The 19,256-nt window shown below is 54.5% G+C and carries 16 protein-coding genes, 1 tRNA gene, 1 other RNA gene and 1 pseudogene; 11 read left to right on the top strand and 8 right to left on the bottom strand.

Annotation, left to right across the window (positions count from 1 at the left end; genetic code table 11):
• Positions 1-34 precede the first annotated feature (34 nt).
• Positions 35-110, top strand: a tRNA-Gly gene (locus DXB00_RS04780).
• Between the two features lie 166 nt (positions 111-276).
• Here the strand turns inward: DXB00_RS04780 and DXB00_RS04775 are convergent.
• The 4 genes from DXB00_RS04775 to infC form a co-directional block, all read right to left on the bottom strand.
• Complete coding sequence (locus tag DXB00_RS04775; RefSeq protein WP_118729098.1) at positions 277-1,536, bottom strand: copper amine oxidase N-terminal domain-containing protein; 1,260 nt, start codon at positions 1,534-1,536, stop codon at positions 277-279.
• A 124-nt stretch (positions 1,537-1,660) separates the two neighbouring features.
• Complete coding sequence (rplT, locus tag DXB00_RS04770) at positions 1,661-2,014, bottom strand: 50S ribosomal protein L20 (RefSeq protein ID WP_110436155.1); 354 nt, start codon at positions 2,012-2,014, stop codon at positions 1,661-1,663.
• A 38-nt stretch (positions 2,015-2,052) separates the two neighbouring features.
• Positions 2,053-2,256 carry a 50S ribosomal protein L35 gene (gene rpmI, locus DXB00_RS04765; protein WP_054327617.1) on the bottom strand — a complete coding sequence of 68 codons (204 nt, stop codon included), beginning with the start codon at positions 2,254-2,256 and terminating at the stop codon, positions 2,053-2,055.
• A gap of 46 nt (positions 2,257-2,302) precedes the next feature.
• Positions 2,303-2,812 (bottom strand): translation initiation factor IF-3, encoded by a 510-nt coding sequence (gene infC, locus DXB00_RS04760; protein ID WP_118360706.1) that lies wholly within the window; start codon positions 2,810-2,812, stop codon positions 2,303-2,305.
• 395 nt (positions 2,813-3,207) lie between these two features.
• Between infC and DXB00_RS04755 the strand changes: the two genes are divergently transcribed.
• A complete protein-coding gene (locus DXB00_RS04755) occupies positions 3,208-3,480 on the top strand; it encodes a DUF1292 domain-containing protein (protein ID WP_117492244.1) in 273 nt (90 codons plus the stop codon).
• Positions 3,481-3,554: 74 nt separating this feature from the next.
• Positions 3,555-3,749: non-coding RNA, 6S RNA (gene ssrS / locus DXB00_RS04750), on the top strand.
• 162 nt (positions 3,750-3,911) lie between these two features.
• On the opposite strand, the gene DXB00_RS16615 is transcribed toward ssrS, so the two are convergent.
• Positions 3,912-4,079 carry a hypothetical protein gene (locus DXB00_RS16615; protein WP_188886020.1) on the bottom strand — a complete coding sequence of 56 codons (168 nt, stop codon included), beginning with the start codon at positions 4,077-4,079 and terminating at the stop codon, positions 3,912-3,914.
• Between the two features lie 2 nt (positions 4,080-4,081).
• Entirely contained in the window at positions 4,082-4,462 is a 381-nt protein-coding gene (locus DXB00_RS04745; protein WP_118646454.1) for a YkvA family protein, read from the bottom strand.
• A 113-nt stretch (positions 4,463-4,575) separates the two neighbouring features.
• Here DXB00_RS04745 and DXB00_RS04740 point away from each other — a divergent pair, with 113 nt between their 5' ends.
• Complete coding sequence (locus tag DXB00_RS04740; RefSeq protein WP_118284956.1) at positions 4,576-4,809, top strand: helix-turn-helix domain-containing protein; 234 nt, start codon at positions 4,576-4,578, stop codon at positions 4,807-4,809.
• A 411-nt stretch (positions 4,810-5,220) separates the two neighbouring features.
• Here the strand turns inward: DXB00_RS04740 and DXB00_RS04735 are convergent, their stop codons facing one another.
• Both DXB00_RS04735 and DXB00_RS04730 read right to left on the bottom strand, forming a co-directional pair.
• A complete protein-coding gene (locus DXB00_RS04735) occupies positions 5,221-6,453 on the bottom strand; it encodes an S-layer homology domain-containing protein (protein WP_118729097.1) in 1,233 nt (410 codons plus the stop codon).
• A gap of 131 nt (positions 6,454-6,584) precedes the next feature.
• Positions 6,585-8,108, bottom strand: coding sequence for a YifB family Mg chelatase-like AAA ATPase (locus tag DXB00_RS04730; protein ID WP_119214573.1), 1,524 nt, complete (start codon positions 8,106-8,108; stop codon positions 6,585-6,587).
• 318 nt (positions 8,109-8,426) lie between these two features.
• Between DXB00_RS04730 and nifJ the strand changes: the two are divergent.
• From nifJ to DXB00_RS04695, 7 genes and pseudogenes are all read left to right on the top strand, one after another.
• Positions 8,427-11,985 (top strand): annotated as a pseudogene (gene nifJ, locus DXB00_RS04725) (pyruvate:ferredoxin (flavodoxin) oxidoreductase).
• Between the two features lie 397 nt (positions 11,986-12,382).
• On the top strand, positions 12,383-13,216 hold the full coding sequence (locus DXB00_RS04720) for a hypothetical protein (RefSeq protein WP_118360710.1): 834 nt from the start codon (positions 12,383-12,385) through the stop codon (positions 13,214-13,216).
• A gap of 12 nt (positions 13,217-13,228) precedes the next feature.
• Positions 13,229-14,065: a hypothetical protein gene (locus tag DXB00_RS04715; protein ID WP_118729094.1), complete on the top strand. Its 837-nt coding sequence runs from the start codon at positions 13,229-13,231 to the stop codon at positions 14,063-14,065.
• Between the two features lie 119 nt (positions 14,066-14,184).
• Positions 14,185-15,807: an S-layer homology domain-containing protein gene (locus DXB00_RS04710; RefSeq protein ID WP_118729093.1), complete on the top strand. Its 1,623-nt coding sequence runs from the start codon at positions 14,185-14,187 to the stop codon at positions 15,805-15,807.
• Between the two features lie 117 nt (positions 15,808-15,924).
• Positions 15,925-16,962 (top strand): M42 family metallopeptidase, encoded by a 1,038-nt coding sequence (locus DXB00_RS04705; RefSeq protein WP_118729092.1) that lies wholly within the window; start codon positions 15,925-15,927, stop codon positions 16,960-16,962.
• Positions 16,959-17,981 carry a M42 family metallopeptidase gene (locus DXB00_RS04700; protein WP_118729091.1) on the top strand — a complete coding sequence of 341 codons (1,023 nt, stop codon included), beginning with the start codon at positions 16,959-16,961 and terminating at the stop codon, positions 17,979-17,981. The genes DXB00_RS04705 and DXB00_RS04700 overlap by 4 nt, the downstream gene beginning before the upstream one ends.
• A complete protein-coding gene (locus DXB00_RS04695; RefSeq protein ID WP_118729090.1) occupies positions 17,978-18,982 on the top strand; it encodes a M42 family metallopeptidase in 1,005 nt (334 codons plus the stop codon). Before DXB00_RS04700 ends, DXB00_RS04695 begins: the two co-directional genes overlap by 4 nt.
• Positions 18,983-19,256: the final 274 nt, after the last annotated feature.

Raw genomic sequence — 19,256 nt, 5'->3', positions numbered from 1 at the left:
AGCCGCTCCACCTTTTCTTCTCAAAATCACATATGCGGCTGTAGCTCATCTGGTAGAGCGCCACCTTGCCAAGGTGGAGGTAGCGAGTTCGAGCCTCGTCAGCCGCTCCAGTTAGTCCACTTGCGAAAGCAAGTGGATTTTTGTTTTTTGTTGGTTGCTAAAGAAGCCGGAGCGGGTGCTAACTCTTAGCTGGGAAACCAAAAGGATAGACACCAAGGTTTCTATCCTTTGATAATGAACAAATGAAAAATGATACCGTCGCGTAATTCCCCATTTTCAATTCTCAATTTGCAGAATCTCCTCCGCAAACTGTTCCCGAACACCTTCTTTATCTGAGAGAAAATCATTCCACCGGAACAACCCTGTATGCGGATTCTCCGACAGCTTCCCATAAACCGAATAGGGCAGCAGATGCACCTGATACCTTGCACTCCAGCGCGGATACCGCTGCATAAAGCGTTCTGCAAGCCGATACGCCTGACAGTTCTTATCCGCATCACTCGCGGGATTGAGCGCGCTGAGCTGCACGCCGCCGCCTTTACAATCGGTTTTACTGGGCGAGGGCGTAGAGTGCGCGATGACAATGCTGCCGTCTCGGCAGGGACCGATGCACAGCCACATATGACCGTCCATGCTGAAGATATCGCCGGGATGGAGCGAGGACGGCTCCTGCAGGCCGTTGCCGCAGTCCTGACGGGAAAGGGTACCCCAGGCTCTTTGGGCAAGCGTATGGGCAAACTCGGCGGCGGGCGTGACATAGCCGTCACAGTCGGAGACAGACGCACTCTCGGTATGTAGGGTATTGTACAGCGTCCAGCCGAGATAGCCCGAGCAATCCAGACCGGCATAGCCGTACTGGTTCCAGCCGCCGGTCGGGTAGTAGCTGTGCGCGGGATTGCTGTCACTGCGGTAGGTATAGCAGGCGTTCTGACAGTCGAAGAAGTCAATCCAGCTTTGCGGCAGGCCAATGTGCATGGCGGTATTGCCGGAGCCGGTATCCTGCCAGTTCCAGCCGCCGCCGTAGACGTACAGCGCGGTGCCGACGGGCATCAAGGCGGTTCGGAGCAGGTTCTGCATCGTGCGCCGACCGGGAATGCCGTGAACCGGCGGATGGTACATCCGCGGAGCAGGCCGGATATACGCAGCACCGCCGAACACCTGTGCATAACTTCCGACGATCCGGCCAGTGAGAAAGCACGGCAGAACGACAGCGCCGCCGGCTCGTGTGCGGATTTCAAACACAGCGCGGCAGGGAAGGTGCATGCCGTCTACTGTGATGGAATTGCCGCTGACGGCATGGATTACGCCTTGTGCGTCCGGACGGCTGAGAATGGCCTGTATTACCGTTCCCTGCCGGATGGTCAAATGATACGCATGACCTTCCTGCAGGCGATTTTGGATGGCGTATCGGCCTTTATCGCACACGGCATAGCAGCATACGCTGTCGGCCTGCCGAAACCGATGCGCAAACCGATCTTTATCCTCGGCACAGGCGCAGCCGTAGCCTTGTACCCCTAAGTAAATGGACGGACCCATTTCATCACACTCCTTACCATCACAGTATAGGGCAGAGGAACGCGGAATATGAAAACAGCGTCCCGAGCGGAACGCTGAATGCAAAAAACGAGCCTGCTTTCACAGACTCGTTTTTGTTATGCAATTAAAGTGCAGCCTTAGCCTTCTCAGCCAGTGCAGCGAATGCAGCCTGGTCGTTTACAGCCAGGTCAGCCAGCATCTTGCGGTTCAGGTCGATACCAGCCTTCTTCAGACCGTTCATGAAACGGCTGTAGTTGATATCGCAGGTCTTGCAAGCTGCAGAGATGCGGGTGATCCACAGACGACGGAAGTCACGCTTCTTGTGCTTACGGCCGATGTAAGCGTACTTCAGGCTCTTCATTACAGCCTGGTTGGCTACACGGTAGTGGGTAGACTTGGAACCCCAGTAACCCTTAGCACGCTTCAGGATCTTCTTTCTTCTTTTACGGGTCATCATTGCGCCCTTAACTCTTGCCATTGTGTTTGCCTCCTATATGAAAGATGTTGTTTTCTAACTTACTTGTACGGCAGCAGACGCTTCAGCTGTGCTACGTTGGTAGAATCTGCGAAGCCTTCCTTGCGGAGGTGGCGCTTCAGCTTAGTGGTCTTGCCATGGCCGTTGAGCAGGTGGCGCTTGCCAACGTGACCGCGCTTGAACTTACCGTTCTTGGTAACGGAAAATCTCTTTTTTGCACCGCTGTGCGTTTTGATCTTAGGCATAAGGTTTTGCTCCTCTCTGAATTTGCGCTATATCTGCGCGTTGGTTTTACTTGTCCTTTGCGGGCGCCAGAAACATCAGCATCTGGCGGCCTTCGAGCTTGGGCTGCTTTTCTACCGTGCTGCACTCCGAGCACAGCTCCGCGAAGCGATGGAGCAGATCCTGACCAAGCGACGCGTGCGTGACCTCACGGCCACGGAAGCGAACCGAAACCTTGACCTTGTTGCCGTCCTGCAGGAAGCGGCAAGCGTTCTTTACCTTGGTGTTCAGGTCGCCGATGTCGATATTAGGCGTCAGGCGAATCTCTTTGATCTCCACGACACGCTGATTCTTTCGCGCTTCCTTCTCGCGCTTTGCCTGCTCGAAGCGGAATTTACCGTAATCCATGATCTTGCAGACAGGCGGCTTAGCCTGCGGCGCGATTTTGACCAGATCCATGCCCTTTTCTACGGCGATATCCTGTGCCTGCTGAATAGGCAGAATGCCGAGCTGTTCGCCGTCGTCACCGATCAGACGAACTTCCTTGTCGCGGATCTCTTCATTGATTTGATGTTCCATGCTGCTGATTGGTAAGCACCTCCAAACGAAATCGGTTTAAGACAAAAAGAAAAAGGACTGATCATTCAGACCGTCCTCCAAATAAAATCGCAGAGCGCGCAAAGCGGCTTCTGTGCTTTATTGACCCGTTTGCTTCGCTGCGGGTGAGGACATGCCTTCTTCCTTGTTACCTCAACTACTATACCAGAATTAATTTGCAAAGTCAAGGCTTTATTTCATGTTTTTTAACTGGTATGATTATTACAGCAACAGACATACTATGATCGTGTAAAGCGTAGTGCTGAATGCACAACATAAGGCTTTACAAATACGTCATAATTTGTTATGCTTAATACAAGGGACAGGAAACACCTGATTGCTCCCCTTTACTATGAATTTAAGGAGGTGCCGGACCCATGAGCGAGGAATACGGCAATGATTTTGTAACCCTGATCGACGAGGACGGCAACGAGGTCGAGTTTGAGCATATCGACACCGTGGAATATAATGGCGTGACCTATCTGGCGTTTATCCCTGCAGAGATCTCCATCGAGGAGGATGCAGAGGTCGTTATCATGCAGATCGTTGAGGAGAACGGCGAAGAGCTGCTCGAGGCGGTCGAGGATGACGAGATCGCAGATGCAGTGTTCAACATCGTTATGGAACGCGCCGAGGCAGAGGAGGAGTAATTCTCCGGCCGATGGCATAAAATAAGAATAAACAGCGCAGCTTCGTTATCGGAAGCAAAGCATTTTATTTCGGTAAGATCCTGCCCTGTTCGACAGCAGTCCTTTTTTAACCCACATTTTTAGTACGGGACTTCGGAAAGTTTTGATACTGAGCAGCAGGCCTCCCGGGTATACACGGAAGTTGGAAGCGCAGAGGTATCAAACAGAGGACCCACCTGCATGAGTCGTGCAGGTTACTAATTGGACTGCATCGGCAGGGTGGGGTTTTATTTTACCTATTTAATGTAATTTAAATTGATATTTTGGGTGGAGAGTTGAGAATGAAGAGATTGTGTAAGGTAGAAGTTAGGAGTGAGGAGGTAGGAGTGGGTTAAGAGGAAACGGCCGTAAATTGCATAATAAAAACCACCACGGAAACGTGGTGGTTTTTATTATTTCTTATTCTTTTTGGCATTTGCAAAATCTTTGCGCAGATTTCCTATTTTCTTATCCGCTCTTGCATCTTTGCCGTTTGGATTACGAATCGCTCCGGACGGTAAACCATGCTTCTTTTCAAACGCTCCTACTGTGCAATCACTTCTTGTTTTTCTTGTTGCCATAATTACATTCCTTTCCACTCTCTATAGGCTTGCAAATCATTATCCACTGCCTTAATCGCAATTCCAATAACTGCCGCATCGTCCAACAACCCAATCCCCGGAATACAATCCGGAATCAAATCAACCGGACTGAAAAAATAAATCAATGCTGCAATAATGCCAATCACGCTTGCTAACGGAATTTCGGTATACTCTCCTTTAACATAATCGACAACGATCATGCACAACAGCGGAATATCTCCCAGCAACGAGCCTACAACTGGAATTGTATCCAGCTTTTTCAAGACTTTGCTGATGAATTCCAGTAGCTTATCTTCGTCGTGCAGCATTTCCTCTGCTTCAGATTTCTTACTCTCAAATGCAGCTTCAAAATCATACCACATACTTTTTCCTCCCGTCGTATATATTCCACCACCTTACATACACTATATCTCGAAACGAGATAAAAGTCAATATCATGTTTCGAGATAAGTTAAGGTAAATGCGAGGTGGTCATATGGAGCACAACCGCATAAAAGAATTGCGCGAAGACAGGGATATCAAACAGCGTGAAATTGCCGCATATCTAAAGGTAGCGCAGAACACATACAGCAATTATGAAAACGGTGTGCGTGAATTTCCGTTGGAGATTCTGATTCTACTTTCTCGTTTCTATCAGGTCAATCTGGAATATTTGCTTGGATTGACCGATATACCGACACCGTTACCGCCATCGAAACGACCAAAATAAAACACCCGAGGCATTAAAAATGCTTCGGGTGTTACGTTTTTGTCCGTGACGCGGGACTGGATGATTCCATTTTTATATGTTTCCTTTCAAAAACAGGTATAAAAAAACCACGCGGCTGCTGTTTCTCTGCAAGCCCTGCGTGGAACCGATCAAAAAGTGCGGTTACTTTTCGCTCTGCGTCTTATGGTCATCACCAAAGATCAGATCGTCGATGTCCGGACGGTCGGGCTTCTGCGGAATAGAAAGTCTTCTCATGATGTCATGCCTCCTTACTAATGTACTCTATATATTATTATAGCATGTTATTCTAAAAATGCAAATTAAATTCCTGTAAAGTTACACAAATTTCACAAAAGATAAGGGGCGGCTAACGATAAGCCGTCCCTTCTTTTGCCATTTCGTATGTAGTGCTTAGCGGCCGAAGTAGCTGAAGTGCATGTAGTCGCGCTTGGTGCGCCAGCCGTTGCCGCCCCAGGTAAAGCCGTACTTGGTGAAGGCATTGTAAACATCGCCGCCCTCGGGGATGGAGTACGGATCAATATACGGCGTCCAGTGGGTGCCGCAGGTCGGAGACAGGGAACCGTCCGAGTTGATGGTAGCTTCCATGTTCTCGTCCGGGTTGATATCAACTGCGGTGCCCTGCGAGTGCTCGCCGGTGCGCCACGAGTAGCAGCCTACATCATAGATCGGGAACTTCTCGGAGCCGTTGAAGATCTCCTCGAAGATTGCCTGATAGATGGAAGCCAGCGAAGCGTTTACCTGCAGATAAGCCTTGGAGGCCACCTTGGTGCCGTTGGACTGCAGATGCCATACCGGAACCACGATCTCTACCATGTGAGCCTCAGCCTCAGCTGCGGACTGGTACTTGCCGTTGCCTGCGCCGTAAACGTAGGTCATCTTCTCGGCCTCGGTCTTCGGCAGACCGGCGATAGTGGTTGCGGCAGAGGTGGAAGAACCGGCGGTGGTCGGCAGGTTAGTGGAGCCGTCAACCGCTGCAATCGGCGTCTTATCCGGCTTGAAGGCGGTGCAGAAGCGGTTTGCCATGATCAGCGCCTGCTCACGGGTGGTGGTGCCGGACGGAGCCAGAATGGTGGTGTCCGTGCTGGTATCGGTGATGCCGTTGATGACCGAATGATCGACCATGATAACGACCGGCTGCATTGCGTAATCGCTGATCATGCTTACATCGGGGTAATCCTCGATGCAGGCATCACCGGCGATCTCAGTGGCTTCGATATCGGCAGCGGCGAGGATGTTGTCGAGCATGGTGCACATTTCCTCGCGGCTGATCTTGGCATCCGGATCAAAGTTGCCGTTGGTGCGGCCTTTTACAATGCCGAGCAGGTAAGCTGCGGTGACATTGGGGTCTGAGCAGTCCTCGAACGGCTTTTTGCCCGAAACATAGACAGCCTTGCCGCTGACAGCCTTGTAGGCGTTCAGCGCAACGGCACAGAACTCTGCGCGGGTGATAGAGCCGGAAGCGGCACTGTTGGACAGGGACGAAGGTGCCAGACCGGCATTCTGCGCAGCGGCAACGCCTTCCTGCGCCCAGTTGGACACATCGGATAATGCTCCCGCGCTCGGCATGAGCATTGCGGCAGTCAGCGCAAGCATACCGGCACGGCGAGCGATAGGATGAGACATTGAATTTTCCTCCTGACTGGTTGTTGGTTTGCCGATAAAACAAACCAGTATGTCAATAAATGGTCGAATTTAGGTGAAATTACAGTAATTGTAAATTTATACACATAGTCCACAGACTTTTCCACAAGCTGTCAAGAACCCGCGGCTCTGTCGAGTGAACGGTACTGCAGAGCCTCGGCGAGATGCTCAGCCTCGATGACACTGCTGTCTGCCAGATCGGCGATCGTGCGGGCAACACGCAGTACGCGGTCATGCGCACGGGCGGTCAGCCCCAGTCGCTGAAATGCGGCCGCAAACATACGAGACGCATTCGCGCTCAGCGGGCAGTGCTCGGCAAGCTGCGGCGGCGGAATAGCGGCGTTGCACACGTCGGCGCCCTGTCGGGCATACTGCCGCTCGCGCGCGGCGAGCACGCGGGCACGAATGTCGGCGGAGTGTTCCTCGCTGGCCTGACCTCGTGCGGCAAGCGCGGCGTATTCAACCGGCTGCACAGCAACCTGCAGGTCGATTCGGTCGAGCAGCGGACCGGACAGACGGTGCAGATACTGCTGAACGGCAGCCTTGGTGCAGGTGCAGCGTTCCGTGCCGTACCAGCCGCATTTGCAGGGATTCATCGCGGCAATGAGCTGAAACCGTGCCGGATACGTCACCTGACCGGCGACACGCGAGATGGTAACTCTGCCGTCCTCAAGCGGCTGGCGCAGGGTTTCGAGCACATCGCGGCGGAATTCCGGAAATTCATCCAGAAACAGCACACCGCGGTGCGCGAGCGTGATCTCGCCGGGGACGGGCAGCCGCCCTGCGGCACCCGAACCGCCAGCCATCGCGTTGGCCGAGGAATTATGATGCGGTGCACGGAACGGCCGTTCGGCACGTTCGACCGCCTCCTGTCCTCTGCCGATGGCGGACCAGACACGGATAACCTCCAGCCGTTCGCTGTCGGACAGCGGCGGCAGGATGGTGGAAAAGCGCTTTGCAGCCATGCTCTTGCCCGAACCGGGCGGTCCGGAAAGAAGCACGTTGTGTCCGCCTGCAGCCGCGATCTCAAGCGCGCGTTTGACCGCGTGCTGACCGAGTACATGCGCAAAATCCAGCGCATCGTCCTGCGGTTCGGGTCTGGGCGGAGGAGCACACGGCGTGAGCGGCTTTCTGCCGTTCAAATGTCCGAGCAGCTCATTTAATGTGCGGATCGGAAACACCGTCACACCGGAAGCATAGGATGCTTCGGCGGCATTCATCGCGGGAACGAACACGGTTTTGAAACCGGCATCACGCGCGGCAAGCGCCATGGAAAGCGCACCGCAGACAGGCCGCAGCTCTCCGGTGAGGGAAAGCTCGCCGAAGAAGAGAGCGTTGTCGGGCGGTGCATCAATCTCGCCCGCTGCCGCCAGAATGGAAAGCAGAATGGGCAGATCGTATGCTGTTCCTGCCTTTTTGGTGTCGGCAGGTGCGAGGTTGACGGTCAGTCGGGACACGGGCCAGTCAAAGGCGCAGGCCTTTGCGGCGGCACGGACGCGCTCTCCGGCTTCGGATACCGCGCCGGTCGGCAGACCGACGACATCCAGCCGGGGGAGACCGCCGGAGAGGAAGCACTCGACGGTGGCAATGTAGCCGTCAATGCCGCTCAGTCCTGCGGAGAATACGCGAGATACCATGCCGATCCCTCCGATACTTATGGCATAACCATATAACTATACATCTAATACTATACTATGTGTCATCAGATTACGCAATAAAAAACACGGAAAAAACACAGAAATTCCATGATAAAAAGTTTGCATGCGTTTCATAATATGAAACATCTTATCAAAATTTGAAAAATAGTGCGGAAAATAGTACATTTACTGTTTACAACTTTGTGCGTGAGTGCTACAATGAAGGGGCAGGTAAGGCTTAGTTTAGGTTAAAATACACCAAAACGAGGGCTTTTAATTCCGATTGAGAATTATAATTTTTTATAGGAGGACATCAACATGGCAAGAAAGATGAAGTCCATGGACGGCAACACTGCGGCCGCGCACGTATCGTACGCGTTTACCGAAGTTGCGGGTATCTATCCGATCACCCCGTCCAGCCCCATGGCAGACAGCGTTGACCAGTGGGCTGCCGCAGGTCAGAAGAACATTTTCGGTACTACCGTTAAGGTAATCGAAATGCAGTCCGAGGCAGGTGCGGCGGGTACCGTACACGGCTCTCTGGCAGCAGGTGCGCTCACTACCACCTACACTGCTTCTCAGGGTCTTCTGCTGATGATCCCGAATATGTACAAGATCGCAGGCGAGCTGCTTCCGTGTGTATTCCACGTTTCCGCTCGTACCGTTGCATCTCATGCACTGAACATCTTCGGTGACCATTCCGACGTTATGGCTTGCCGCCAGACCGGTTTCGCTATGCTGGCTGAGACCAATCCGCAGGAGGTCATGGACCTGTCTGCCGTAGCACATCTGGCTACCATCAAGTCCCGTGTTCCGTTCATCAACTTCTTCGACGGCTTCCGTACCTCCCACGAGATCCAGAAGATCCAGGTTTGGGATTACGAGGATCTGAAGGAAATGTGCGACATGGATGCTGTTGAAGCATTCCGCAAGCGCGCACTGAACCCGGAGCACGCTATGATGCGCGGCTCTCACGAGAACGGCGACGTATTCTTCCAGCACCGCGAGGCTGCCAACAAGTACTACGAAGCTGTTCCGGGCATCGTTGAGGAGTACATGGGCAAGGTAAATGCCAAGCTCGGCACCAACTACCAGCTGTTCAACTACTACGGCGCTGCTGACGCTGACCGCGTTATCATCGCTATGGGCTCCATCTGCGACGTTGCAGAGGAAGTTATCGATTACCTGAACGCACACGGCGAGAAGGTCGGCCTGGTTAAGGTTCGTCTGTACCGTCCGTTCCGTGCTGACAAGCTGATCGCAGCTATCCCGGAGACCGCTAAGAAGATCGCAGTCCTCGACCGCACCAAGGAGCCGGGCTCCCAGGGCGAGCCGCTTTACATGGACGTTGTTACCGCTCTGGCTGATGCAGGCATCACCGATAAGGTAGTAACCGGCGGCCGTTACGGTCTGGGTTCCAAGGATACGCCCCCGTCCTCCGTATTCGCTGTATACGAGGAGCTGGCTAAGGCAGAGCCGAAGAAGATGTTCACCCTGGGCATCAACGACGACGTTACCTACCTCTCCCTCGAGGAGAAGCCGGCACCGAACACCGCAGCAGAAGGCACGACCGAGTGCAAGTTCTGGGGTCTCGGCGGCGACGGTACCGTTGGTGCGAACAAGAACTCCATCAAGATCATCGGCGACCACACCGACAAGTTCGTACAGGCTTACTTCCAGTACGACTCCAAGAAGACCGGCGGCGTAACCGTTTCGCATCTGCGTTTTGGCGACAAGCCGATCCGTTCTCCTTACTACATCAACAAGGCTGACTTCGTAGCATGCCACAACCCGTCCTACATCACCAAGCACTTCCCGATCGTGCGTGACGTTAAGCCGGGCGGCGTATTCCTCATCAACTGCCAGTGGTCTCCGGAAGAGCTGAGCAAGCATCTGCAGCTTCCGAGAAGCGCTACATTGCTAAGAACGACGTTCAGCTTTACACCATCAACGCTATCGACCTCGCTATCGAGATCGGCATGGGCAAGCGCACCAACACCATCCTGCAGTCTGCATTCTTCGCACTGGCTAAGGTAATGCCGAGCGAGCAGGCTATCCAGTTCATGAAGGACGCTGCTACCAAGTCCTACCTGAAGAAGGGCCAGGACATCGTTGATATGAACCACAAGGCTATCGACATCGGCGCTACCGCATTCAAGAAGATCGACGTACCGGCTGACTGGGCTGACGCACAGGACGAGGCTGATACCCGCGATCTGCAGGGCCGTCCGGAAGTTGTCAAGATGGTCAAGGACGTTATGGAGCCGATCGGCCGCATGGACGGCGACTCCCTGCCGGTATCCGCATTCGCAGGCGAGCATGTTGACGGCTCCTTCGAGCACGGCGCAGCTGCTTACGAGAAGCGCGGCGTAGCAGTTACCGTTCCGCAGTGGAACGAGGCTACCTGTGTTCAGTGTAACCAGTGTGCTTACGTTTGCCCGCACGCTACCATTCGTCCGTTCGCTCTGACTGAGGAAGAGGCTGCTGCTGCACCGGCTTCCACCAAGCTGGTTGACATCAAGGCCGGCAAGGGCAAGGGCGTTTACAAGTACACCATGGCTGTATCTCCGCTCGACTGCATGGGCTGCGGCGTATGTATCGGCGTTTGCCCGACCAAGTCCCTGACTATGGTTCCGCAGGCTGACGAGGCTGCTCAGCAGGATGCATTTGATTACTGCGTAGCAAAGGTTTCCGAGAAGGCCGACATGATCTCCACGAACTCCGTAAAGGATTCGCAGTTCAAGAAGCCGCTGCTTGAGTTCTCCGGTTCCTGCGCAGGCTGTGCAGAGACCTCTTACGCCCGCCTGATCACTCAGGTTTGCGGCGACCGCATGTACATCTCCAACGCTACCGGCTGTTCGTCCATTTGGGGCGGTCCGGCTGCTACCTCCCCGTACACCGTTGATGCAAACGGCCACGGTCCGGCATGGGCTAACTCCCTGTTCGAGGATAACGCAGAGCACGGCCTTGGCATGTACTACGGCCAGGAGCTCTCCGTGAGCGCCTGATCTCCAAGCTCGAGGTTATGGCTGGCTCTGAGAACGCTACCGACGACTTCAAGAACGCTGTCAACACCTTCATGGATACCAAGGACAACGGCGCTGCTAACGCTGAGCCGGCAAAGGCACTGGTTGCAGAGCTCGAAAAGGGCGCAGCAGCAGGCTGCCCGGACTGCAAGGATGTTCTGGCTCACAAGGAATACCTCGCTAAGAAGTCCGTTTGGATCTTCGGCGGCGACGGCTGGGCATATGATATCGGCTTCGGCGGTCTGGATCACGTTCTGGCATCCGGCAAGGACGTAAACGTTATGGTATTCGATACCGAGGTTTACTCCAACACCGGCGGACAGGCTTCCAAGGCTACCAACATCGGCGCTGTTGCACAGTTCGCAGCTTCCGGTAAGACCACCAAGAAGAAGAGCCTTGCTGAGATCGCTATGAGCTACGGCTACGTTTACGTTGCACAGGTAGCTATGGGCGCTAACCCGGCTCAGACCCTGAAGGCCATCGCTGAGGCTGAGGCTTATCCGGGCCCGTCGCTGGTAATCGGCTATGCTCCGTGTGAGATGCACTCCATCAAGGGCGGCATGACCAACTGCCAGGCTGAGATGAAGAAGGCTGTTGACTGCGGTTACTGGAACCTGTTCCGCTTCAACCCGCAGCTGGCTGACGAGGGCAAGAACCCGTTCATTCTGGAGTCCAAGGAGCCTAAGACCGAGGATTACCGCAAGTTCATGATGAACGAGGCTCGTTACTCCGCACTGACCCGTGCATTCCCGGATCGTGCAGAGGGCCTGTTCGAGCGTTCCGAGGTAGAGTCTACCAAGCGTTACGCTCACCTGAAGCGCCTGCAGGATCTGTACGCTCCCGAGGCGTAAGATCGCGCAAAGCGCTTGCTGAAATAGCATAATAAATCCCGCAGAGGTTTTCTCTGCGGGATTTTTTTGCGTTTATTTCATAACATACGCGAATTATATCCGATGTTAGACTTTACCATAGGGTGCGGCAAGGTGAATTGCCCGTCAGGGCAAGAGAAGGTGCCTGGGGTGCGACCTTTCGGCTCACCGCCTGTAAATTCATCTGCACACGCGCAATCGTAGGGGAGTACAGTGCGCTCTCGCATCACCGACAACCAGACGCGGACAAACGATTTTGCCGCTGCATGATACATTTCTGTTTCAAAATACAAAGAGATATATCCTTCCGGAAAAATTTATGCTATACTGAAACCAGATAAGACAGGCAGGACAATTAGATAGAGAAAGGCGGATGTTTATGAACAGAGATCTGCTCAAACGTGTGGGAATGTTGACGGCGGCAACTGCCGCCTGTACAGCCGGTGTTTTCGGGGCGCTGGCGGTGAATGGCTTACGCTACATGAGGCCAACGGCAGATAACTGGTGGCTGCTGCCGTGGGTCGCACCGGCGGAACGCATCGAGCAGTGCGTTATGGACTTCGGTGAGGGCGACCCGACCTACACTGTCACCGGATACGATGCACAGAACCGCGAGATTTGGTCGCGCACGACATTCGGCAAGCTGGCATCGGTCGGCAGCAGCCGTGATGTGTACATCGGCAATATATCGGCGCGGTATTTCTTCGGTCAGGGCGGAAAAGCGGACTCGGTTTGCCAGTATGATGAACAGGGACGGCTTATCCGTATGGAAACCGACTATGGCGGCATATCGACGTATTACTACCACGGCGATGCGACTGAAACGTATCTGGAGGAAACGCACAACGCGCAGGGCGCGTTGACCGGCCGCAAGATCACCGAAACCGACCCGCAAACAGGCAGTACCGTCACCAATATGGACATATACGAAGACGATGGTACCTATCTTGCCTCGCAGTACTGCATACTGGATTCGCATGGCAACATCGTAAAGCAAGTGCATGTCAGCGCGGGCGGACAGATGAGAACCTGTGACTATCAGTGGACGTATGACGATGCCGCGCGCACGGCCACCTGTGTGGACGAGGCGGAGGGCACGACCGAGAAATACTGGTATGACGAACAGGGACGCTGGATAAAAAATGCATATAGCTTTTCGGAGGATGGTTTTTCGCGTGAGATTACAACAACATACACCGATGTAACCCGCTGAGGAGGTGTTTGGGTGAAGCTGAACATTCTTAAACGAGCCGGAATGCTGGCGGCGAGCACTGCGGTCTGCTGCGGTGCTGTTTTCGGCGGCTTATCGCTGAACGGACTGCGGTATGTCCGTCCGACAGCGGAAAACTGGACACTTCTGGCGTATATGCAGCCTGCTGCTCGGATTGAACAGCAAAAGATAACGCGCGTGATACCGGATGAGAAGGAATGGTCCTATCTCAAGATCACCGGCTACGATGCGCAGAACCGCGAGATCTGGTCGCTGAATTGCAAGCGTCCGTTCGGTGTGAGTTCCAGTGAACGCAAGGTTTACAACGGCAGCAAAATGACATGGTATTCCACAACCTGCGGTGTGAAAACGGTTTCTTACACAGAGTATGACGAGCAGGGTCGTATCGTTCGCACGGAGGATGAGGACGGAATAGAGACTTACACCTATCGCGGAGACGAGAAAGAACCGTATCTGAAGCGGAGTTACGACACGGCAGGCAACATGCAGTCACAGACAGTGTCGGAATACAATCCCAAAACCGGAGAAACGACCAGAACCCGTACGGTTTTTGAGGGTGTGCTGACCGGTACATGGATCACGGTGAAGGATGCACGCGGCTCCACGCTGCACATGGAAAATGATGTGCATGATCCGAATTACGAAATGATGCAGGACAACGAGTGGACGTATGACGACGCTGAGCGCACCGCAGTCTGCGTCAGCAGGGACGGCGTAACCGAGAAAATATGGTATGACGAGCAGCAGCGTGTCCTGCGGGATGAATACTACACGCCGGACGGTATTCTGCAGACCTGCACCGTCAATGATTTTTTTGACATTACCAGATAAATATGGGAACCTTTTGCAGATACTAACGTCATATACAATATAGCGATCAGAAAACAGCGCGCGATACCGGGAACAAAGAAAATACATCACTGACCGCTGAATTAAAAGGAGGATTTTCTATGAAACGAACGATTGCAGCGATTTTATCTGCGGCTATGCTGGTAACGGCAGCTGCGGCAGCGGAAGCGCCGAGCAGTTGGGCCAAGTCGGCGGTGGATACCGCGCGGAACGCGGGCATTGTGCCGGAGCAGGTTGATCAGGCGTACACGCAGAGCATCACCCGTGCGGATTTCTGCGCGCTGGCGGCAGCGGTTTATCGTACTTGGGAAAAGAGCGGCAACGTAAAATCCGTCGATAAAGCCACGGTTTCCTTCTCGGATACCAAGGACGAGGACGTGCTGCTCTGTGCGTCTTTGGGCGTGGTAAACGGCGTTGGCAATGGCAAATTTGCACCGCAGCAGCAGCTGACCCGTCAGCAGGCGGCAAGCATGCTGCACCGTCTGGGCAATCTGCGCAAGAATGCCAAGGACAATGTAAAGGACCGTATGCCGCACGTTTTTGCGGACGGTGCGGATATTCAGTCGTGGGCACGGAATGATGTGTACTGGGTCTACAATCAGGGCGTAATGAACGGCGTCAGCGGCAATCGTTTTGCACCGAATAACAGCTATACACGCGAGCAGTCCATCGCGACCATGCTGCGGCTGTATGATACCAAGTATGCCGAGGTGCCGAGCAAGACCGCGGCTAAGTATACTGTTGTTGTTGACAGTGATGACGGTTTTAATGTACAGATGCACCTTGAGGATGCCAAGGGTAACAAGCTATTAACCAATTACAAGAAATACAATGGTGAATTCACCGCTATTACGGTATTTGGCGAGTGGGTCTATCTATATCGAGAGGACAGTCGGGAATACACTGTATACAATATGAAAACCGGTGAAACTCTGGAAAATTATGCACTTGCTACGGTGGACGGTGAGCAGGCAGGCTGGGCGATTCCGATGAATATTGACAGTATAACGTACGGCAAGGATTATATGATTTTCACGGACGGTACCAAGGCTAACCAAACGTATGACCACCTGACCGTCTTCAAGGACGGCAAAGCAGTTGTTCGCGTGGACAGCAAGACCATTCGTGCTATTGATACTGCGGGCAAAACTGTGTGGAGTATGAATTTTGCGCTCGATCACAAGAAAATGTATATTTCGGATAACATAGGTGATCGCTTCGTTGCAACAATGGATGATAATACCTCGTACACGATTATCGCAGGCGGCAAGCGCATTGCATCCAGCTCTCATGCGCTGGATGTAAGTCAGTACAGCGATACCTACATCGCCGCAGAATCGACCGGTTATTACGCACTCTACAACTTCAAGGGCAAAAAGCTGACAAAGACCTATCAGAATGCGTTCAATGAGGTCGGTCAGAATATTTACAGCCGCTGGATCAGCAATACCGAATACGAGTACATCCGCTGTGATGCGGACGGCACGAACAAGGTTCTGTTCCGCGTAAAGTGCCCGAACGGCCGTCCGGGCACACTGCCGACCGACGGTGCAGGCGTGTATGCGCTCCGCACGGATGAGCACACTATTACCTGCTTTGACCGCTTCGGCACGACGCTCGGCACCATCAAGAACGATGGTGCAATGACGCAGGAAATCACCTTTGAAAACGGCTGTGTCCGCGTAATGGATAAGCTGTACCTCCCGACCGGTGAAGAAATCTGATAAACACGAAAAAGGCACCGACTCGGTGCCTTTTTCATTTGCTGTACCTTGTAACCGAGCAATGAAACGGTTATAATAGAACCTGTACGATAAACGACGAAAAAAGGAGGAATTTCCTTGCAGTTAGAACAAACGCTGCGAACGCTGTGTGCACTGCCGGCGGTCAGCGGCTTTGAGATGCAGGCGGCACACACCGTCGCGGAGCTGTTCCGCCCGTACTGCGACACCGTGGATGTGGATAAGAACGGCAATGTGATCGGCAGCTTGTCCTGCGGTAAAGAGGGCGCGAAAACCGTCCTTCTGGACGCGCATCTTGACCAGATCGGCTTTCTTGTCACCGAGGTACTGGACGGCGGCTTTCTGCGGTTTGCGCCGGTCGGCGGCGTGGACCCGCGCATGCTGCTCGGCGGCGAGGTGACCATTCTCGCGGACGAGCCGCTGTACGGCGTGGTATCCTGCATGCCGCCGCACCTGCTCAAAGCAGGTGAGCAGAACAAGGCCGTACCCATCGACCAGATGGCGATTGACACCGGTCTGCTCGATGCCAAAAGCCGCATTCGCGTGGGTACGCCCATCGTGTTCGCGCAGCAGCCGATTAAGCTGGCGGGCGGTCAGCTTTGCAGCAAGTGCCTTGACGACCGAGCGGGCGTTGCCGCCATCCTGCTGGCGATGGAGAAGCTGCACGCGGCAAAGGATAAGCTGAAGTGCAATGTCGCGGTGCTCATCAGCACGCAGGAGGAGGTCACCGAGCTGGGTGCGCAGACCGGCGCGTTTACGGTTCAGCCGGAGTACGCCATCGCGGTGGACGTGACCCACGGCAGAACGCCGGACGGTCCGTCGGACGGTGTGTTCGACCTCGGCAGCGGCGTGGCAGTCGGCATGGGACCGAACCTGCACCGCGGCTTTACCAAGGCGCTCATCAAGACCGCCAAGGCGAACGACATCGACTATATGCTTGAAATTATGGAGGGCAACACCGGCACGAATGCGTGGACGATGCAGATCGTCGGCCGCGGCATCGCAATGGGTCTGCTGTCCATTCCGGAAAAATACATGCATACGCCGGTCGAGGTTGTGAAGCTGTCTGACGTGCAGGCGGTTGCTGACCTGATGGCGGAATTTCTGCGCGAATTTGACGGGGAGGTGGGCGCATGATCGAACTGATGAAGCAGCTGTGCGCACTGCCGGGGCCGTCCGGCTGTGAGGATGCGGTGCGCGAGTTTGTGCTCGAGAAGGTAAAGCCGTTCGCGGACGAGATCAAGACCGATGCCATCGGCAACATTATGGTGTTCCGAAAGGGCAAAAAGGCGCTCGAGCGTCCGGTCGTTGTGTGCGCACACATGGACGAGGTCGGCGTTATCATCAAGCAGATTACGGACGACGGCATGCTGAAGTTCGGCTTTGTCGGCGGCGTGGACCCGCGCGTGGTCATCGGCCGACCGGTTCGCTTCGGTGATGTGCAGGGCGTGATCGGCATCAAGGCGGTTCATCTGACAACTGCCGCAGAGCGCCGCACTATGCCCAAGACTAAGGATCTGTATATCGACATCGGTGCAGCGAGCAAAGCTGCCGCTGAGGACAAGGTTTCGCTTGGCGATTATGGCGTGTTTGACTCGGCGGTTGTCGAGTTCGGCGACGGTCTTATCAAGGCTAAGGCGATCGACGACCGTGTCGGCTGTGCCGCGCTCCTCAAGCTCATCGAGGATGAGCCGCCGATCGACACCTGGTTCTGCTTTACTGTGCAGGAGGAAGTCGGTCTGCGCGGTGCGGCAAGCATGGCGTATGCGCTCGACCCGGGATTCGCAATGGTGCTCGAGGGCACGACAGCCGCTGATCTCGCAGAGGTGGAAGGCGGCAAAGCTGTTTGCCGTGTACGCGGCGGTGTGGTTCTGCCGTTCATGGATGGCGCGACTATCTATGACGCGGAATTGTTCGAATTATTGCGCAATGCCTGCGACAAGCGTGGCATCCGCTGGCAGACGAAAACGCGCGTAGCCGGCGGCACGGACGCAGGCCGCATCCACAAGAGCCGTGCAGGCGTGCGCGTGTGCGCGGCTGCGGCTCCGGTACGCTATATTCACTCGCCGTCCTCGGTGGCGGCAGTAGCCGACTGCGAAGCGGTGCTTTCCGCCGCACGCGCATTTCTGGAAGAACTCGGAGGGGACGACGAATGAGCAAGATTTTTGATTTATGGAACACGGTCGCGGGTGCATTCGGCCCTTCCGGCCGTGAGGATGCGGTCCGCGAAACCATCGCGGAGATTGCAGGCGCGTATATCGACGATGTGACGACGGATGCGCTCGGCAATCTTATCTGCCGTAAAAAGGGTGCAAAGAATGGAAAAAAACTGCTGTTTGCCGCGCATATGGACTCCATCGGCGTGGTTGCCACCTATATTGAGGACAAGGGTTTCATCCGTTTTTCGCAGATCGGCGGCCTGTATGTCGGTGACCTGCTGAATATTCAGGTGAAGTTTGCCAACGGCACGCGCGGCGTGATCTCGTACGAGGAAAAGACACCGCTCAAGGATTTGACGCTGGATAATCTGTTTATCGACATCGGTGCAAAAAACGCCGAGGAAGCGCGCAAACTGGTGCAGATCGGCGATTTTGCCGTGTACGAAGCACCGCGGTTCGAGCAGAACGGCGTGCTGTGCGGTCCGTATCTGGACAACCGTATCGGCTGTGTGACGCTCCTGCTGATGATGGAGCAGCTGGCGGACAAGGAAATCGAGAACGACCTGTACTTCGTGTTTACGGCACAGGAGGAGGTTGGCCTGCGCGGCGCAGGCGCGGCAGCGTTCGCAGTTGAGCCGGATGCGGCTATCGCGGTGGACGTGACCGATACCGGCGACCTGCCGGAGATGAAGTCCGCGATGGCGGTCGAGCTGGGCAAGGGACCGGCAGTCAAGGTGATGGACCGCTCGGTTATCTGCACACCGGCGGTTGTGGATGCGCTCGAGCAGGCGGCGAAGGACTGCGGTGTATCCGCGCAGCGCGAAATCCTGCTGTGCGGCGGCACGGATACCTCGGTGCTGCAGAAGGCGCGCGCGGGCGTGCAGGCAGGCGCGGTCTCTATCCCGACTCGCTATATCCATTCTCCGAGCGAGCTGTGTGCGGTTTCCGACGTCGAGGACGCAGCAAAGCTGCTGGCACAGTATGCACTCCGAAAATAACCGATAGAGTTACTGGGAATGTTGTAAAAAACGACAGGTGACAAGCTGCCGATTTTGCAGTATGATAAAGACACAGCAAGGGGGCTGATACCGATAAAAGGTGCAGGACTCTTGCTGTTTTTTTATACCCTTTCTCATTTCGACCACATCTTACTTACATACTACTCTTTGCCTGAAGCTGTTCTACCTTATGGTAGAGCGGCTTCGGGCATTTTACGCTCTTTATTCGGCAAAACGTGCACGTTGTCCGTGCTATACTGAATCTTGTTCGGGA

Source organism: Butyricicoccus sp. OF10-2 (assembly GCF_003481925.1).
GTDB lineage: Bacteria > Bacillota > Clostridia > Oscillospirales > Butyricicoccaceae > Agathobaculum > Agathobaculum butyriciproducens.
The sequence above is the reverse complement of the archived record's forward strand: the minus strand, read 5'-3'. Positions and strand labels throughout refer to the sequence as shown.

What these genes read in the sequence shown, in the direction of transcription:
- DXB00_RS04775 (WP_118729098.1), bottom strand. Translation starts at nt 1,536, where the DNA reads ATGGGTCCGTCCATTTACTTAGGGGTACAAGGCTACGGCTGCGCCTGT.
- rplT (WP_110436155.1), bottom strand. Translation starts at nt 2,014, where the DNA reads ATGGCAAGAGTTAAGGGCGCAATGATGACCCGTAAAAGAAGAAAGAAG.
- rpmI (WP_054327617.1), bottom strand. Translation starts at nt 2,256, where the DNA reads ATGCCTAAGATCAAAACGCACAGCGGTGCAAAAAAGAGATTTTCCGTT.
- infC (WP_118360706.1), bottom strand. Translation starts at nt 2,812, where the DNA reads ATGGAACATCAAATCAATGAAGAGATCCGCGACAAGGAAGTTCGTCTG.
- DXB00_RS04755 (WP_117492244.1), top strand. Translation starts at nt 3,208, where the DNA reads ATGAGCGAGGAATACGGCAATGATTTTGTAACCCTGATCGACGAGGAC.
- DXB00_RS16615 (WP_188886020.1), bottom strand. Translation starts at nt 4,079, where the DNA reads ATGGCAACAAGAAAAACAAGAAGTGATTGCACAGTAGGAGCGTTTGAA.
- DXB00_RS04745 (WP_118646454.1), bottom strand. Translation starts at nt 4,462, where the DNA reads ATGTGGTATGATTTTGAAGCTGCATTTGAGAGTAAGAAATCTGAAGCA.
- DXB00_RS04740 (WP_118284956.1), top strand. Translation starts at nt 4,576, where the DNA reads ATGGAGCACAACCGCATAAAAGAATTGCGCGAAGACAGGGATATCAAA.
- DXB00_RS04735 (WP_118729097.1), bottom strand. Translation starts at nt 6,453, where the DNA reads ATGTCTCATCCTATCGCTCGCCGTGCCGGTATGCTTGCGCTGACTGCC.
- DXB00_RS04730 (WP_119214573.1), bottom strand. Translation starts at nt 8,108, where the DNA reads ATGGTATCTCGCGTATTCTCCGCAGGACTGAGCGGCATTGACGGCTAC.
- DXB00_RS04720 (WP_118360710.1), top strand. Translation starts at nt 12,383, where the DNA reads ATGAACAGAGATCTGCTCAAACGTGTGGGAATGTTGACGGCGGCAACT.
- DXB00_RS04710 (WP_118729093.1), top strand. Translation starts at nt 14,185, where the DNA reads ATGAAACGAACGATTGCAGCGATTTTATCTGCGGCTATGCTGGTAACG.
- DXB00_RS04700 (WP_118729091.1), top strand. Translation starts at nt 16,959, where the DNA reads ATGATCGAACTGATGAAGCAGCTGTGCGCACTGCCGGGGCCGTCCGGC.
- DXB00_RS04695 (WP_118729090.1), top strand. Translation starts at nt 17,978, where the DNA reads ATGAGCAAGATTTTTGATTTATGGAACACGGTCGCGGGTGCATTCGGC.